General features: G+C 69.3%; 9 protein-coding genes. 7 read left to right on the forward strand and 2 right to left on the reverse strand.

Annotated elements, in window-relative coordinates; all coding sequences use genetic code 11:
* The first annotated feature begins 76 nt into the window (after positions 1-76).
* Positions 77-4,108 carry a phosphoribosylformylglycinamidine synthase gene (gene purL / locus ACF8ME_RS22450; protein ID WP_017404181.1) on the forward strand — a complete coding sequence of 1,344 codons (4,032 nt, stop codon included), beginning with the start codon at positions 77-79 and terminating at the stop codon, positions 4,106-4,108.
* A gap of 78 nt (positions 4,109-4,186) precedes the next feature.
* Here purL and ACF8ME_RS22455 read toward each other — a convergent pair whose 3' ends face one another.
* Both ACF8ME_RS22455 and ACF8ME_RS22460 read right to left on the reverse strand, forming a co-directional pair.
* Positions 4,187-5,026, reverse strand: a complete 840-nt coding sequence (locus ACF8ME_RS22455) for a TIGR03915 family putative DNA repair protein (protein WP_392418254.1) — start codon at positions 5,024-5,026, stop codon at positions 4,187-4,189.
* A gap of 15 nt (positions 5,027-5,041) precedes the next feature.
* On the reverse strand, positions 5,042-6,361 hold the full coding sequence (locus ACF8ME_RS22460; RefSeq protein WP_016450772.1) for a putative DNA modification/repair radical SAM protein: 1,320 nt from the start codon (positions 6,359-6,361) through the stop codon (positions 5,042-5,044).
* A 480-nt stretch (positions 6,362-6,841) separates the two neighbouring features.
* Here ACF8ME_RS22460 and ACF8ME_RS22465 point away from each other — a divergent pair, with 480 nt between their 5' ends.
* From ACF8ME_RS22465 to ACF8ME_RS22490, 6 genes are all read left to right on the forward strand, one after another.
* On the forward strand, positions 6,842-8,302 hold the full coding sequence (locus tag ACF8ME_RS22465; RefSeq protein ID WP_016450773.1) for an SWIM zinc finger family protein: 1,461 nt from the start codon (positions 6,842-6,844) through the stop codon (positions 8,300-8,302).
* Positions 8,299-10,053 carry a DUF5691 domain-containing protein gene (locus ACF8ME_RS22470; RefSeq protein WP_392418256.1) on the forward strand — a complete coding sequence of 585 codons (1,755 nt, stop codon included), beginning with the start codon at positions 8,299-8,301 and terminating at the stop codon, positions 10,051-10,053. The genes ACF8ME_RS22465 and ACF8ME_RS22470 overlap by 4 nt, the downstream gene beginning before the upstream one ends.
* 66 nt (positions 10,054-10,119) lie before the next feature.
* Positions 10,120-11,202: an AAA family ATPase gene (locus ACF8ME_RS22475; RefSeq protein ID WP_016449186.1), complete on the forward strand. Its 1,083-nt coding sequence runs from the start codon at positions 10,120-10,122 to the stop codon at positions 11,200-11,202.
* Positions 11,203-11,264: 62 nt separating this feature from the next.
* Positions 11,265-13,832: a DUF5682 family protein gene (locus ACF8ME_RS22480; RefSeq protein ID WP_034363577.1), complete on the forward strand. Its 2,568-nt coding sequence runs from the start codon at positions 11,265-11,267 to the stop codon at positions 13,830-13,832.
* Positions 13,829-15,061 carry a VWA domain-containing protein gene (locus ACF8ME_RS22485; RefSeq protein WP_392418258.1) on the forward strand — a complete coding sequence of 411 codons (1,233 nt, stop codon included), beginning with the start codon at positions 13,829-13,831 and terminating at the stop codon, positions 15,059-15,061. Before ACF8ME_RS22480 ends, ACF8ME_RS22485 begins: the two co-directional genes overlap by 4 nt.
* Before the next feature lie 128 nt (positions 15,062-15,189).
* A complete protein-coding gene (locus tag ACF8ME_RS22490; RefSeq protein ID WP_392408044.1) occupies positions 15,190-16,167 on the forward strand; it encodes a DUF808 domain-containing protein in 978 nt (325 codons plus the stop codon).
* Positions 16,168-16,306: the final 139 nt, after the last annotated feature.

The raw sequence follows: 16,306 nt of genomic DNA on the forward strand, positions 1-16,306 counted from the left end.
CGCCTTGCGGCCTGCCCCCAGCCGGGCGGGGCCGCAGGGCGCTTTTCACAAGCCTCCTCACCCAACAGGCCGCCACGTGACCTTGCATCTGACACAGTTCGAGGGTGGAAACGCTCTCAGCTCGTTCCGCGCCCAGCAGCTTCTGACCGACCTGGTCGCCATCCATCCCAAAATCACCGGCATTGCCGCGCGCTTCGTGCACCTGGTGGCCACGGACGCCGCACCCACGCCCGCATTGCAAGAGCGCCTCCAGGCGCTCTTGACCTATGGAGATCCCTACGAAGGCCCGCAAGGCCCGGCCGATGGCACCGCCCTGGTGGTCACCCCGCGCCTGGGCACGATCTCGCCCTGGGCCTCCAAGGCCACCGATATCGCGCGCAACTGCGGCCTTGAAGTCTTCCGCGTCGAGCGCATCACCGAGTACCGCGTGATCCTCAAGAGCGGCCTGCTCGGTGGCAAGCCCGAGCTGTCGGCCGAGCAGACCGCGCAGATCGCGGCCCTGCTGCACGACCGCATGACCGAATCGGTCTTCGCCACGCGCGCCGAGGCCGAGCAGCTGTTCTCCGCCCTGGAAGCCGCTCCCATGGAGTTCGTCGATGTGCTGGGCGGCGGCCGCGCGGCGCTGGAGACTGCCAACCGCCAATGGGGCCTGGCACTGGCCGACGACGAGATCGACTACCTGGTCGACGCCTTCAAGGGCCTGCAGCGCAATCCCACGGACGTGGAACTGATGATGTTCGCGCAGGCCAACAGCGAGCACTGCCGCCACAAGATCTTCAACGCCCAGTTCACCATCGACGGCGTGGCCCAGGACAAGAGCCTGTTCGGCATGATCCGCCACACGCACCAGGTCTCGCCCCAGCACACGGTGGTCGCGTACTCGGACAACGCCTCCATCATGGAAGGCCATGAGGTCGAGCGCTTCGTCGCCACCTTCGAGGCGGCCCTGGACAAGATCAAGGCCCCCAGCTACCAGAAGAAGAAGGCCGTCAACCACGTCCTCATGAAGGTGGAGACGCACAACCACCCCACGGCCATCTCTCCCTTCCCCGGCGCATCGACCGGCGCGGGCGGCGAGATCCGCGACGAGGGCGCCACGGGCCGCGGCTCCAAGCCCAAGGCCGGCCTGTCGGGCTTCACGGTCTCCAAGCTGTGGGGCAGCGAAGTGGGCAAGCCCGAGCACATCGCCAGCCCGCTGCAGATCATGATCGAGGGCCCGCTCGGTGGCGCGGCCTTCAACAACGAGTTCGGCCGTCCCAACCTGACCGGCTATTTCCGCGAGTACGAGCAGCAGGTCGGCGTGGGTGCCGATGCCGTGATGCGCGGCTACCACAAGCCCATCATGATCGCGGGCGGCCTGGGCGTGATCGACTCCGAGCTGACGCGCAAGATCGAATTCCCCGCCGGCACCCTGCTGATCCAGCTGGGCGGCCCCGGCATGCGCATCGGCATGGGCGGCGGCGCTGCCAGCTCCATGGCCAGCGGCACGAACGCGGCCGAGCTGGACTTCGACTCCGTGCAGCGCGGCAACCCCGAGATCGAGCGCCGCGCCCAGGAAGTCATCAACCACTGCTGGGCCCAGGGTGACAAGAACCCCATCCTGGCCATCCACGACGTGGGTGCCGGCGGCCTGTCCAATGCCTTCCCCGAGCTGACCAACGATGCGGGCCGTGGCGCGCGCTTCGATCTGCGCGCCGTCAACCTGGAGGAATCCGGCCTGGCGCCCAAGGAAATCTGGTCCAACGAAAGCCAGGAACGCTATGTGCTGGCCATCGCGCCCGAATCGCTGGCCGAATTCACGGCCTTCTGCGAGCGCGAGCGTTGCCCGTTTGCCGTGATCGGCACGGCCACCGAGGAGCGCCAGCTGGTGCTGGAGGACACGGCTGTGGCCTCGGGCGACCAGAAGTTCCCCGTGGACATGCCCATGAACGTGCTGCTGGGCAAGCCGCCCAAGATGCACCGCGACGTGGCCACCGTGCAGCGCGAGCTGCCCCCCATGGACCTGACCGGCGTGCCCCTGGAAAAGGCCGTGATCGACGTGCTGGCCCACCCCACCGTGGCCTCCAAGCGCTTCCTGATCACCATCGGCGACCGCGCCGTGGGCGGCCTGACCCACCGCGACCAGATGGTCGGCCCCTGGCAGGTGCCCGTGGCCGACGTGGCCGTCACGCTGGCCGATTTCCAGGGCTTCAAGGGCGAGGCCATGGCCATGGGCGAGCGCACGCCGCTGGCGGCCATCAACGCGCCGGCGTCGGGCCGTATGGCCGTGGCCGAGGCCATCACCAACATGCTGGCCGCGCCCATCGAACTGTCCAGGGTCAAGATGTCGGCCAACTGGATGGCGGCCTGCGGCGAGCCCGGCGAAGACGCGGCGCTCTACGCCACCGTCAAGGCCGTGGGCATGGAGCTGTGCCCGCAGCTGGACATCTCGATCCCCGTGGGCAAGGACAGCCTGTCCATGCGCACCCAGTGGAACGAGGGCGGCCAGGTCAAGAAGGTGACCTCGCCGGTCAGCCTGATCATCACGGGCTTTGCCTCCATCGACGATGTGCGCGGCACGCTCACGCCCCAGCTGGACGCCTCGGAAGACGACAGCACCCTGGTGCTGGTGGACCTGGGTCGCGGCAAGATGCGCATGGGCGGCTCCATCCTGGGCCAGGTGCTGGGCCAGACCGGCAACGAGACGCCCGACCTCGATGACGCCAAGGACCTGATTGCCCTGGTCGATGCCGTCAACGACCTGCGCGCCAAGGGCCAGATCCTGGCCTACCACGACAAGGGCGACGGCGGCCTGCTGGCCACCGTGGCCGAGATGGCCTTTGCCGGCCATGTGGGCGTAGCCATCAACGTGGACATGCTGGTCACCGAAGGCGACGGCATCAGCGACAGCCGCATGGACTCGGGCGAAGGCAAGAACTGGGCCTCCCAGATCAGCGGCCGCCGCGACGACATGACGCTGCGCGCGCTGTTCAACGAAGAACTGGGCGCCGTGCTGCAGATCCGCACGGCCGACCGCGCCGCCGTGCTGCAGACCCTGCGCGAGCATGGCCTGTCCACCTGCAGCCACATCATCGGCAAGACGCGCCCCGTCTCGTCCAAGGTCGATGCGGGCAAGGGCGAGCTGCAGGTCTGGCGCGATGCCAAATCCGTCTTCGGCGCCTCGCTCAGCGACCTGCACCAGGTCTGGGATGCCGTCAGCTGGAAGATCGCCCAGCAGCGCGACAACCCGGCCTGCGCCGACAGCGAGCACGCCGCAGCCGGCGAGCCTGCCGACCCCGGCATGCACCTGCACCTGACGTTCGACCCGGCCGAGAACCCGGCCGCACCCTTCCTGAACCTGGGCGCGCGGCCCCGCGTGGCCGTGCTGCGCGAGCAGGGCGTGAACTCCCATGTGGAAATGGCCTACGCCTTCACCGAGGCCGGCTTCGACGCCGTGGACGTGCACATGACCGACCTGCAAAGCGGCCGCGCGCAGCTGCAGGACTTCGCCGGCGTGGTGGCCTGCGGCGGCTTCAGCTACGGCGACACGCTGGGCGCCGGCATCGGCTGGGCGCGCTCCATCACCTTCAACGACAGCCTGTCCGCGCAGTTCCAGCAGTTCTTCGGCCGCAGCGACACCTTCGGCCTGGGCGTGTGCAACGGCTGCCAGATGTTTGCCGAGCTGGCCGACATCATTCCCGGTGCCCAGGACTGGCCGCGTTTCACGCAGAACCAGAGCAACCGCTTCGAGGCGCGCCTGTCCATGGTGGAAGTGCTGGAGTCGCCCAGCCTGTTCCTGCAGGGCATGGCCGGCAGCCGCCTGCCCATCGCCGTGGCCCACGGCGAAGGCTTTGCCAACTTCCGCTTCCGCGGCAATGCGGACAAGGCCATCGCCTCCATGCGCTATGTGGACAACCACGGCAAGGCCACCGAGCAGTACCCGTTCAATCCCAACGGATCGGCCGGCGGCCTGACGGCAGTGACCACGGCCGATGGCCGCTTCACGGCCATGATGCCCCACCCCGAGCGCGTGTTCCGCAACGTGCAGATGAGCTGGACCAACGGCGACAAGTCGGAATTCAGCCCCTGGATGCGCGTGTGGCGCAACGCCCGCAAGTGGCTGGGCTGATGCACTGAGCGACGCTGCAAAGCAGACAAAGGCCCTTCGGGGCCTTTTCTTTTTTCTGTTTCTTTTTGGCGGCTGCCGTTACGGCGCCAGCATCTGCGCCGTGCGCGCGCGGGCCTGCTGGACCAGGGTGGAGATCAGCACCGTCTCGGGCAGGTTGTGCCAGTAGCGGCGCGGCATCTCGCGCAGCATGGCCTGCTCCTTCAGGCGTGCCGGATTGAAGGTGCTGGCGTAGTAGGTCAGCCACAGGGCCTCGCCCGCGTCGGCTGGCGGGGCATCGCTGCGGCGCGCGCCGGGCGCCAGGCGCAGCGCATGGCCGTCCCAGTGCGCGCTGCATTGCGGCGTGAGGATGGCCCAGTGCATGTTGGCAAAGCGCTTGCAGAAGAAGGGCGCCGCCGCGCGCACGATGTGGTGCTCGGGCTCGAACCAGGCGATGTGCAGCTCGGGCAGGTTCTGCCGCTGTGTCGTCCGAAAGCGCACGAAGGCGTGCATCTTGTGGATCTCGCGCGAGACGGGGCGGGCCAGGGCCTCGATGGCGCGCCAGTCCGCATCCAGCGCATCCAGCCGCAGTTCGGGCCAGGCCTGCATGCGCGCCAGCCAGCGGTGGCACAGCTCGAAGCGGCCTGCCGCGCGGTGCATGCAGGCATGGCGCAGGGCGGACATCTGGGTGTCAGACAGGGACAGCCCTGCCTCGCCGGGGCCGGCCAGCCCGGCAAGCGCCGAGGCGGGCATGGCCTGCTGCGGCGCGCTGGAAAACAGGTCCACCCCCGCGCCGAGTGGCTGCGCACCCCGCGTGTCGGGCCACCGCCAGCGCACCGCAGCGGGGTCGGCGCCGTGGGCCAGCAGCGCCCGGCAGGCTGCGCGAAAGCCGGGCCAGTCGTCGGGGCTGTCGAGTTCGATGGTGAGGGCCTGTCCGTGCATGGCGTGCTCCAGGTTCTAGAACAGGCTGGCCTGCAGTGCGCTTTGCACGCGCATGCCGCTGTGCCGCGCCTGGGCTTGGCTGGCCTGCGACTGCGCGATCAGCCGCGTGCGCAGCGCGGCCGAGTCGGTCTCGCCCAGCAGGGGGCGGTGGCCGTCGATCAGCACGAAGGGCAGGGCCTTTTGCACGGGGGCGCGCAGCCGCAGCAGGTCGTCCAGCCGCAGCCGGCGCACGCGGCGCGCCGCCAGCAGGCGCTCCACCGTCTGCGTGCCCAGGCCCGGCACGCGCAGCAGCAGGCTGCGCGGAGCACGGTTGAGGTCCACGGGGAACTGCTGGCGGTTGGCCAGTGCCCAGGCCAGCTTGGGGTCGATCTCCAGGTCCAGCATGCCGTGGCGGCTGGCCGCCGCGATCTCGCCCGCCCCGTAGCCGTAAAAGCGCATGAGCCAGTCGGCCTGGTAGAGCCGGTGCTCGCGCATGAGGGGCGGCGCCTGCGGCGGCAGGTCGCGCGAGGCATCGGGAATGGGGCTGAAGGCCGAGTAGTACACGCGGCGCAGGCCGTAGCCCGCATACAGCGTATGGCTGGATTCGAGGATGTCGGCATCGGTTGCGCGGTCGGCGCCCACGATCATCTGCGTGCTCTGCCCGCCCGGCGCAAAGCGCGGCACGGCGGCGCGCTGCGCGGGCGCGCCGGGCAGGGACTGCGCCTGGCGCTGCTCGCGCGTGGCCGCGCGCCAGGCCTGCACATGCCGGTCCACGCCCTGCATGGCCTGGCGTATGCGCCGGCCGTCCTTTTCAGGCGCGAACTGCGCCAGGCCGCTGGCCGTGGGCAGTTCCACATTGATGCTCAGGCGGTCGGCATGGCGGCCTGCCTGGGCCAGCAATTCAGGGGCGGCATCCGGGATGGTCTTGAGGTGTATGTAGCCGCGAAAGTCATGCTCCTCGCGCAGGCGGCGGGCCACTTCCACCAACTGCTCCATGGTGTAGTCGCTGGAGCGGATGATGCCGCTGGACAGGAACAGCCCCTCGATGCAGTTGCGCCGGTAGAAGTCCAGCGTCAGCTGCACCACCTCGGCCACCGTGAAGCGGGCGCGCTGCACGTTGGAGCTCTTGCGGTTGATGCAGTAGCGGCAGTCGAAGATGCAGACATTGGTCAGCAGGATCTTGAGCAGCGAGATGCAGCGCCCGTCGGGCGCATAGCTGTGGCAGATGCCCATGCCGGTGACCGAGCCCATGCCCTTGCCGTCCAGCGAGTCGCGCCCCTGCGATCCGCTGGAGGCGCAGCTGGCGTCGTACTTGGCGGCGTCGGCGAGGATGAAAAGTTTGCGTTGCAGCTCCATGGCTGTATGAATATACAGTATATTTGCCTGGCACATCCGGTTTTTCGAGAGCCCATCCCCCAGCCAGGGTCTGGTCCGGCCTTGCCTGGCTCCGGTTTGAACGCACTGTCGGCTATCGCAATGGCCAGCGGATTGCAATGGTTGCCAGTGCAATGGAATGAAACCGTTTTCAGTGCGGAATGAGTGCTTGCTTTCAATGGGTGGCGATGTGCATCGCAGGAAATGGTGAATGCGTGTTTCCTGCGTCTTTTTGCAATGCATGAAGGCTGGTACGGCTTGGTGCCATCAATGCATGCGCTGATATAGCGCAGCTGGCTGCGCGCCATGGGGTTCCCGGTTCATGGGAGAGAGGTTTGACGTTGTTGTGATTTGTTTCAAATTGCCGATAACTATTGCTGATAGGCTTTCGGGCTTGCCGGGCGCGGTCGTTTCTTCATTCAATGCGCCTGGCGATGACAAACACTTGGAGAGGGAGCTTCGGTGTCGCGTGTATTAGGAACAGAGAGCGAAGTGCTGGCGCTATCGCCGGACGCTTCCTCCAGCAAGGCCGCCAAGGGGCTGCAATCGCCCGCCAAATGGCCCACCATGGGTGCCAACGATGTGGCGGTGTGGGGCGAGTGCCAGGGCAGCGGCAGCAAGCCCTACCAGACCCAGGTGGACCTGTCGGGCCCCTCCTTCAAATGCTCTTGCCCCAGCCGCAAGTTCCCCTGCAAGCATGGGCTGGCGCTGATGCTGATGCGTGCGGGCGGCCAGGTCACCGAGGGTGGCGATCCACCGGCCTGGGTGCAGACCTGGCTGGACAGCCGCCAGGAAAAGGCCGAGAAGAAGGAGGCCAAGGCAGCCGCCGCGGCGGCCGAGCCGCCACCCGATCCCGAGGTTGCGGCCAGGCAGCAGGCCAGGCGCGAAGACAAGCGCTGGGACAAGGTCGAGGCGGGCCTGCAGGAACTGTCGCTGTGGATGCAGGACATGGTGCGCGCGGGCCTGGCCAACCAGGCCGGCGACTCCCAGATGCGCCAGCGCTGGAACACCATGGCCGCGCGCATGGTCGATGCGCAGGCCACGGGCATGGCGGCACGCATCAAGGACTGCCGGGATCTGGTGGACAGCCACCGCGACTGGCCGCGCGACATGCTGGTGCAGCTGGGCCACTGGCAGCTGATCATCGACGCCGTGCGCCGCCGTGAATCGCTCAGCCCCGAGGTCAAGGCCGACGTGATGGCCGCGCTGGGCTGGCCCATGGACAAGGCCGAGGTGCAGGCCCGCGGCCAGCTGGTCGAGGACGAATGGCTGGTGGCCGGCCTGCGCATGATCGAGCGCGAAGGCCGGCTCATGGAGCGCCGCGTCTGGCTGCACGGGCAGCGCACGGGCCGCATGGCCCTGGTGCTGGACTATGCGCAGGGCGGGCGCGGCTTCGAATCGGCCTGGGTGCCTGGCCATCGCTACGGATGCGCGCTGAATTTCTACCCGGGCCATGCGCCGCTGCGCGCCATTGCCGCCAACGGCAACGGGCCTGCGCTGCCTGCCGAGGGCGCCAGCCCGCTGGACACCTCGGCCGTGGGCGACGTCCTGCAGCAGATGGGCCGGCGCATTGCCGCCAACCCGCTGCAGGCCACGCAGCCGTTGTGCCAGGACGGGTTGCGCCTGGTGCCTGCCCAGGGCCAATGGTTTGCGGCCTGGCCCGATGCGCCGGGCGCATCGGCGGCTGCGCCCGGCGTGTCTGCTGACGGCACTGCCGCGCCTGTGCAACCCGTTCCCGTGGCCATTGACGATGCCGAAGCCTGGCGCCTGCTGGCGCTCAGCGGCGGCGCGCCCATGCAGCTGTTTGGCGAATGGGAGCCCGGCCCGGCCGTGGGCCGCTGGCGCCTGCTGAGCGCCTGGCAGGCCCGCGAGGGCGAAAGCGCCCGGCAATGTATCTGGCAGAACCAGGGTGAACCGGTATGAGCAACACACAACTTTGGACTGCGCTGCAGCAATCGGCCATGGTCGGCTCGGACCGGCTGGCCGTGCCGCCTGCGCTGGCTTCGGGCGTTGATCCGTCTGCCCCGTGGTCGCAGCAGGCCGTGCAGGCCGCGCTGCTGCCCCGGGCGGACCTGCCCGGCGACTCGCCCGCCCAGCAACTGCTGCGCGCCAGCGCCGTGGCGGCCGTGTTCGAGCGCGCAGGCTGGCAGCCCGGCGCGCAGGTGCGCCTGCCGGCACCGCTGGCCGTGCCGGCCGCGGCGCCTGCAGAATCGCGCCCCGCGCCTGCCGATGCTCGCCTGCAGACCCTGATGGGCGACGTGCTCAAGGACGGGCCGTTCGAGCTGCAGGCCTCCATGCTGCGCACCCTGGACCAGGCGGGCCAGCGCCTGCCCCATGACCTGCTGGTGCCTGCGCTGGAGCAGGGCCGCCAGTCCGTGGAGCTGCGCCAGTGGCTGGCCCCGGTGCTGGGCGAGCGCGGGCGCTGGCTGGGCGCGCTCAATCCGCAATGGAGCTATGCCAGCGGCGTGGAGGAAACCGCCGACCCCGAACTGGTCTGGCAGGAGGGCTCGGTCGAGCAGCGCGTGGCCCTGCTGCGCAGCGAGCGCGCGGCCGATGCCGCCCAGGCCCGTGCGCGGCTGGAAGGCAGCCTGAAGGAGCTGGGCGCCAAGGAGCGCCTGCCCATGGTCCAGGCACTGACCGTGGGGCTGGGCATGGACGACGAGCCGCTGCTCGAAAAACTGCTGTCCGACCGCAGCAAGGAAATCCGCGAGAACGCCGCGCAAATGCTCTCGTGCCTGCCGGACAGCGCGCACAGCCAGCGCGTCATGGGCTGGATGCAGTCCATGCTGCAGCAGGACGACAAGGGCCAGTGGATCGTGGAGCCTCCCGAGGAAGGCCTCAAGGAATGGGAGCGCGACGGCATCGCGCTCAAGCCCGATGCCTACTTCCGTGGCGGCAAGAAGGCCTGGCTGCTGGAGCAGATGGTGCAGCTCACCCCGGTGTCCTTCTGGACCCGGGCCCTGGGCCTGACGCCCCTGGAAGTGATGGAGTGGAGCCGGCGCAGCGACTGGAAATCCTCGCTGCGCCAGGGCTGGGTGCGGGCCTTGCAGTACCAGCTGGACGTGGAATGGATCGATGCCGCCCAGGCCCTGGGCCGCGACATGCGCCACGATGCGCTGCTGCCCGCCCTCATGGCCCGGCTGTCCCCCGAAGAACGCGAGTCCCGCTGGATTGCCCAGTTCGAGCGCGACAGGCACAAGCTCATCGACGCCATCGAGGGCATGTCCCAGTCGCTGGGCGGTGCCGAACTGCTCTCGCCGGCGCTGTCGGCGCGGCTGACCGAGGCACTGCATGTGGCCGTGGGCGGCAAGCAGATCACGGGCAACTGGCACAGCTACCGCGCCGACCAGGCCCTGCTGTCCTGCGCGCGCATGCTGGACGTGACCGCGCTGGAGCGCTTTGCCGAGCTGTGGCGCAAGCCCTCGGTGCTGGATGCACAGGTCGAGCCCGCGCCGGAGCCCCCGGCCGAGCCTGTTGCCGAGACCGCAGCCGCTTCGGCATCTGCAGCAACAGCCGCCCCGGCCATTCCCCTCACGCCCCAGCAGCAGGCGCGCCTCGAACGCAGCCGCGCGCGGCCCTGGGACGAGGAGCGCATGCGCGGCCACCTGGAGCGCATCGTCGAGCTGCGCCTGGGCCTGCACCAGGCCTTCATCGCACTGCGCGGCCAGGCCTGAGGCCGGGCCCGCTTTGCCACCCACCCCCTACCGAATCCCATTCCCATCCCTTTCCGGAAGCACACCATGAGCCAAGTCCTGCGCCAGCATGCCGAACAGCAATTCGCCGAAGAACTCGAAGCCCTGCGCAAGGTGGACGACCGTCCGCGTCCGCCCAACTGGAAGCTGTCGCCCTGGGCCGTGCTCCAGTACCTGATGGGCGGCAAGCTCGGCAACGGCTTCGAGGTCAGCCCCAAGTACATCGGCAATCCGCGCCTGATGGAAATCGCCGTCTCCACCCTGGCCACCGACCGCGCCCTGCTGCTGTACGGCGTGCCGGGCACGGCCAAGTCCTGGGTGTCCGAGCACCTGTCGGCCGCCGTCAGCGGCGACTCCACCATGCTGGTGCAGGGCACGGCCGGCACCAGCGAGGAGCAGCTGCGCTACGGCTGGAACTACGCGCAGCTGCTGGCCCATGGCCCGTCCGAGAAGGCGCTGATTCCCAGCCCCCTGGTCAACGCCATGAAGCTGGGCAAGATCGCCCGCATCGAAGAGCTGACCCGCATCCCGGCCGACGTGCAGGACACGCTGATCACCGTGCTGTCCGAAAAGACCCTGCCCGTGCCCGAGCTGGGCACCGAGGTGCAGGCCGTGCAGGGCTTCTCGGTCATCGCCACGGCCAACAACCGCGACAAGGGCGTGAACGAGCTGTCCAGCGCGCTCAAGCGCCGCTTCAACACCGTGGTCCTGCCCGTGCCGGCATCGCAGGACGAGGAAGTGCAGATCGTCACCAAGCGCGTGGCCGAGCAGGGCCGCGCCCTGGCACTGCCCGCCGAGCCGCCGGCCCTGCAGGAAGTGCGCCGCGTGGTGCAGATCTTCCGCGAGCTGCGCAACGGCCAGACCGAGGACGGCAAGACCGTGCGCGTGAAGTCGCCCAGCAGCACGCTGTCCACGGCCGAGGCCATCTCGGTCATCAACAGCGGCATGGCGCTGGCCGGGCATTTCGGCGACGGCGTGCTGCGCGCGGGCGATGTGGCCTCGGGCCTGCTGGGCGCCGTGATCAAGGACCCGGTGCAGGACAGCGTGGTCTGGAAGGAATACCTGGAGACCGTGGTCAAGGAGCGCAGCGACTGGAAGGACCTGTACCGCGCCTGCCGCGAGCAGCTCTGAAGCCCGCACTCCCGCACCGCTGACCGACCGCATCTTCTGCGCATCTCCTGCGCACTTCCCGTATGGCCACCTCTGCCAATCCGCTTCATTTCTTCGGCATCCGCCACCATGGCCCGGGCTGCGCGCGCAGCCTGCTGCAGGCCCTGGAGCAGCTACAGCCCGACTGCCTGCTGGTCGAAGGCCCGCCCGAGGGCGAGTCCCTGCTGCCCATGCTGCAGCATGCCGACCTGCAGCCGCCCGTGGCCATGCTGGTCTATGTGCAGGACAGCCCGGCCCATGCCGCCTTCTATCCCTACGCCGAGTTCTCGCCCGAATGGCAGGCCCTGCAATGGGCGGCGCGCCAGGGCGTGGCCACGCGCTTCATCGACCTGCCCCAGACCCACCGCATGGCGCTGGACATGGCCGAGCAGGAGCGGCGCCGGGCCGAGGCGGCGGCAGCAGATGCAGGTGATGCGGGCGAGGATGCGGGCGATGAAGGCCAGGATGCCGACACCGGCTCCGATTCCGGCGCCGCTGCGGCAGACGGCGGCCAGCTCCAGAGCAATGCCGCCGAGGCCCTGGACCGCGACGACACCACGCAGTCCGTGCCGGCTGCCGACCTCGCCGTCGATCCCTCGGACCCCGGCAGGCGGGACTGGCGCGATCCGCTGGACCTGCTGGCCGAGGCCGCAGGCTACCCCGACGGCGAAAGCTGGTGGAACCGCATGGTCGAGGAGCGCGGCGACGGCGCCACCCTGTTCGAGGGCATTGCCGAAGCCATGGCCGTGGTGCGTGCCGAGCTGCCCAACGAAGTGCGCGGAGAACGCCACGCCCGGCGCGAGGCGCTGCGCGAAGCCTGGATGCGCCAGTGCATGCGCGAGGCCGTCAAGGCCGGCCACCAGCGCATTGCCGTGGTCTGCGGCGCATGGCATGTGCCGGCCCTGCAGGCCCAGGTCACCGCCAAGGCCGATGCCGCCACGCTCAAGGGCCTGCCCAAGGCCAAGGTCCAGGCCACCTGGGCGCCCTGGACCTACCGCAACCTGTGCTCGTCCAGCGGCTATGGAGCGGGCGTGGATTCGCCGGGCTGGTATGAACACCTGTGGCGCTGCTCCGAGCCTGCGCCCGAGTCCTTGCTCCAGTCCGCACCTGCTGCCGACCCGGCACGCGCCAGCACCCGGCGCACCGTCGGCTGGCTGGCGCGCGTGGCCCATCTGCTGCGTTCCAAGGACCTGGACTGCTCCAGCGCCCACATCATCGAGGCCACGCGCCTGGCCGAAAGCCTGGCCGCCCTGCGCGGCCACGCCAGCCCGGGCCTGCCCGAGCTGGACGAGGCCATCGTCACCGTCATCAGCATGGGCGAGCGCGCTCCGCTGCGCCTGATCGAGCGCGAACTCAGCGTGGGCGACCGCATCGGCGGCGTGCCCGCCGACGTGCCCCAGGTGCCGCTGCAGCGCGACATCGAGCAGCAGCAAAAAAGCCTGCGCCTCAAGCCCGAGGCGGCCGCCAAGGTCCTGGCCCTGGACCTGCGCAAGGACACGGACCGCGACCGCAGCCACTTCCTGCACCGGCTGCGCCTGCTGGGCATAGAGTGGGGCAGCGTCACCACCGACCAGCAGCGCAACCGGGGCACCTTCCGCGAAAGCTGGCAGCTGCAGTGGGAGCCCGAGCTGGCCGTGCGCGTCATCGAGGCCAGCCGCTACGGCGGCACCCTGGTGCAGGCTGCAGCCGCCAAGGTGCGCCAGGCGCTGACGCCCGAGACACCGCTGCCCGAGCTGGCCAAGACCATCGACGACGCCCTGCTGGCCGACCTGCCGCACCTGGTCGATGCCCTCATGCACGACCTGGCCGACCGCTCTGCCAGCACCGGCGACGTTTCCCAGCTCATGCAGGCGCTGCCGCCGCTGGCCAATGTGCTGCGCTACGGCAGCGTGCGCCAGACCGACACCCAGGCGCTGGCCACGGTCATCGACAGCATGGCGCTGCGTGCCGCCATCGGCCTGCCCCTGGCCTGCATGGCGCTGGATGAAGACGCCGCAAGGCACATGCAGGCCACGGTGCTGCAGGCCCATGAAGCCCTGCGCCTGCGCGATGCCGAGGAGCCGCGCGAGGTCTGGTTCGGCGCCCTGCGCAGCATTGCCCTGGGCGACGCCGGCGCGGCCCTGCTGCGCGGCACGTCCTGCCGCCTGCTGCTGGATGCCCACCGCCTGGACAGCGAGGCCGTGGCCACGCAACTGGGCCGCAATCTCTCGCTGGGCGTGCCGCCGCTGGACGCTGCCGCCTGGCTGGACGGCTTTCTCAACCGCCAGGCCCTGGTGCTGCTGCACGACGACGCCATCTGGGGCGCCGTCGATGCCTGGCTGGCCCAGCTGGGCGAGACCCAGTTCACCCAGATCCTGCCGCTGGTGCGCCGCAGCTTCTCGGCCTTCTCCAACCATGACCGCCAGAGCCTGGGCGAAAAGGCCCGGCGAGGGCAGGGCAGTGCGGCCGTCGTGGCGGCTGCATCCGCAGGTGCCGCAGGCGCGGCAGGCGGCGGTGACGACGGCGCCTGGAACGAGGCGCGCGCCGTGCTTGCCCTTCCCGTACTCGATCAACTGCTGGGCCTGAACCTGCCCGCGCAACTGCTGTCCAGCCCGCAGGAGGCCCAGCCATGAACACCGCTGCCACCGTGAACGATGCATCCCTTGCCGACGCCGATCCGCAGGACCCCGCCGTCCAGCCCACCAACCGGCTGCAGCGCTGGCGCCTGGTGCTGGGCCAGCCGGCCGAGGGCAGCTGCGGCGGGCTGGGCGCCAAGGGCGGCTCCCTCGATGAGATGGACAAGGCCCTGGCCGCGCTCTACGAAGAAGACAACAAGGACGGCAGCCTCTCGCGCCGGGGCGGCCGGGGCAACTCCTCGCCCAGCGTGGCGCGCTGGCTGGGCGACATCCGCAAGTACTTTCCCAGCCAGGTCGTGCAGGTCATGCAGCGCGACGCCATGGAGCGCCTGAACCTGCGCGAACTCATGCTCCAGCCCGAAATGCTGGAGCATGTGCAGCCCGACGTGCACATGGTGGCCGACCTCATCTCCCTGGGCTCCGTCATCCCGCAGAACACCAAGGAGACCGCGCGCATCGTCGTGCGCAAGGTGGTGGACGACCTCATGAGCCGCCTGGAGGAGCCCATGCGCAGCGCCGTCTCGGGCGCGCTGGACCGCAGCCAGCGCAACCGCCGTCCGCGCCATTCCGAGATCGACTGGAACCGCACCATCCGCGCCAACCTGCGCCACTGGCAGCCCGACTACCGCACCATCGTGCCCGAGACCCTGGTCGGCTACGGCCGCAAGGTGCGCCGCCCGCAGCGCGAAGTCATCCTGTGCATAGACCAGAGCGGCTCCATGGCCAACTCCGTCGTCTACTCCAGCATCTTCGGTGCCGTCATGGCCAGCCTGCCGGCCGTCAGTACCAAGCTGGTGGTCTTCGACACGGCGGTGGTGGACCTGACCGACAAGCTCTCCGACCCGGTGGACGTGCTCTTTGGCGTGCAGTTGGGCGGCGGCACCGACATCAACCGTGCCGTGGGCTACTGCCAGGGCCTGATCAGCGAGCCGCGCAACGCCATCGTCGTGCTCATCTCCGACCTCTATGAAGGCGGTGTGGAAAGCGGCCTGCTGCGCCGCGCCTCCGAACTGGTGGAGTCGGGCGTGCAGTTCATCACCCTGCTGGCACTCAGCGACGAAGGCGCCCCTGCCTACGATGCGCAACTGGCCGCCAAGCTGGCCGCGCTGGGCGTGCCCTCGTTCGCCTGCACGCCGGATGCCTTCCCGCAGCTCATGGCCGCCGCCATCCGCCGCGACGACGTGGCGGCCTGGGCGGCAGGGCAGGGCTTCAAGACCAGCAAGTGACGCACGGCCGGTCGGCCCCGTGACCGGGCTGGCCGCCGGGCATCTCCTACATGGGCAGGACATGCCCAGGCCCCATGATGGCGCCCAGGCAAAAAGAAGTTCCCCGAACAATTCACTGGAGTAATGCGATGGCTGGTGCTGGTTTGCTGATGCTGCTGGACGATATTGCAGCGATCCTGGACGACGTGGCCCTCATGACCAAGGTGGCGGCACGCAAGAGCGTGGCCATGGCCGACGATGTGTCCGTCATGACCAAGGTGGCTGCACAGAAGACGGCCGGCGTGCTGGGCGATGACCTGGCCCTCAACGCCCAGCAGGTCACGGGCGTGCGTGCCGAGCGCGAGATTCCCGTGGTCTGGGCCGTGGCCAAGGGCTCGCTGATCAACAAGGCCATCCTGGTGCCTGCGGCGCTGCTGATCAGCGCCTTCATTCCCTGGGCTGTCACGCCGCTGCTCATGGTCGGCGGCGCCTTTCTGTGCTTTGAGGGTTGCGAGAAGCTGGCCCACAAATTCCTGCATTCGCCCGAGGAAGATGCCGTGGAGCGCGAGCGCCTCACCCAGGCCAATGCCGATGCGGGCGTCGATCTCGTCGCCATGGAAAAGGACAAGATCAAGGGCGCCGTGCGCACCGACTTCATCCTCTCGGCCGAGATCATCGCCATCACGCTGGGCACCGTGGCCTCGGCGCCGTTCGGGCAGCAGGTGGCCGTGCTGGCGGGCATTGCCCTCATCATGACCGTGGGCGTCTATGGCCTGGTGGCCGGCATCGTCAAGCTCGATGACCTGGGACTGTGGCTGGGCCAGCGTGCCAGCGCTGCGGCCCGCGCGCTGGGCCGGGGCATCGTCGCCGCCGCGCCCTGGCTGATGAAGGGGCTGTCCGTTGCGGGCACGGCCGCCATGTTCCTGGTGGGTGGCGGCATCCTCGTACACGGCGTGCCTGCGCTGCACCACGCCGTGGAGGGCCTGGGCGATGCCGTGGCCCAGGGCGCGCTGGGCGGCCTGTGGCGCGTGCTGGCGGTGAATGTGCTCAACGCGGTGGCCGGCATCGTGGCCGGCGCCATCGTGCTGGCGGCTGTCGAAGGCATCAAGCGCCTGCGCCGCCGCTGAGTCGCCGCAAGCAAGGCCTGCCGGGGCTGCAGCCGGCAGAGCACACCAGGGGGGCCGTCAGGCCCCCTTTTCGATGGAATCTGCATGGAATTTGCACCTCAGCGCATTGCATTTGACTGTGGGCGCAAGCACGTGCATT

The sequence above is a fragment of the Delftia sp. WSY_7 genome (assembly GCF_043104845.1).
Classification (GTDB): domain Bacteria; phylum Pseudomonadota; class Gammaproteobacteria; order Burkholderiales; family Burkholderiaceae_C; genus Comamonas; species Comamonas tsuruhatensis.

Bases quoted from the DNA above. Each gene is read 5' to 3' on its own strand.
- ACF8ME_RS22490 (WP_392408044.1), top strand. From the start codon at position 15,190: ATGGCTGGTGCTGGTTTGCTGATGCTGCTGGACGATATTGCAGCGATC.
- ACF8ME_RS22455 (WP_392418254.1), bottom strand. From the start codon at position 5,026: ATGCACGGACAGGCCCTCACCATCGAACTCGACAGCCCCGACGACTGG.
- ACF8ME_RS22485 (WP_392418258.1), top strand. From the start codon at position 13,829: ATGAACACCGCTGCCACCGTGAACGATGCATCCCTTGCCGACGCCGAT.
- ACF8ME_RS22470 (WP_392418256.1), top strand. From the start codon at position 8,299: ATGAGCAACACACAACTTTGGACTGCGCTGCAGCAATCGGCCATGGTC.
- ACF8ME_RS22480 (WP_034363577.1), top strand. From the start codon at position 11,265: ATGGCCACCTCTGCCAATCCGCTTCATTTCTTCGGCATCCGCCACCAT.
- ACF8ME_RS22460 (WP_016450772.1), bottom strand. From the start codon at position 6,361: ATGGAGCTGCAACGCAAACTTTTCATCCTCGCCGACGCCGCCAAGTAC.
- ACF8ME_RS22475 (WP_016449186.1), top strand. From the start codon at position 10,120: ATGAGCCAAGTCCTGCGCCAGCATGCCGAACAGCAATTCGCCGAAGAA.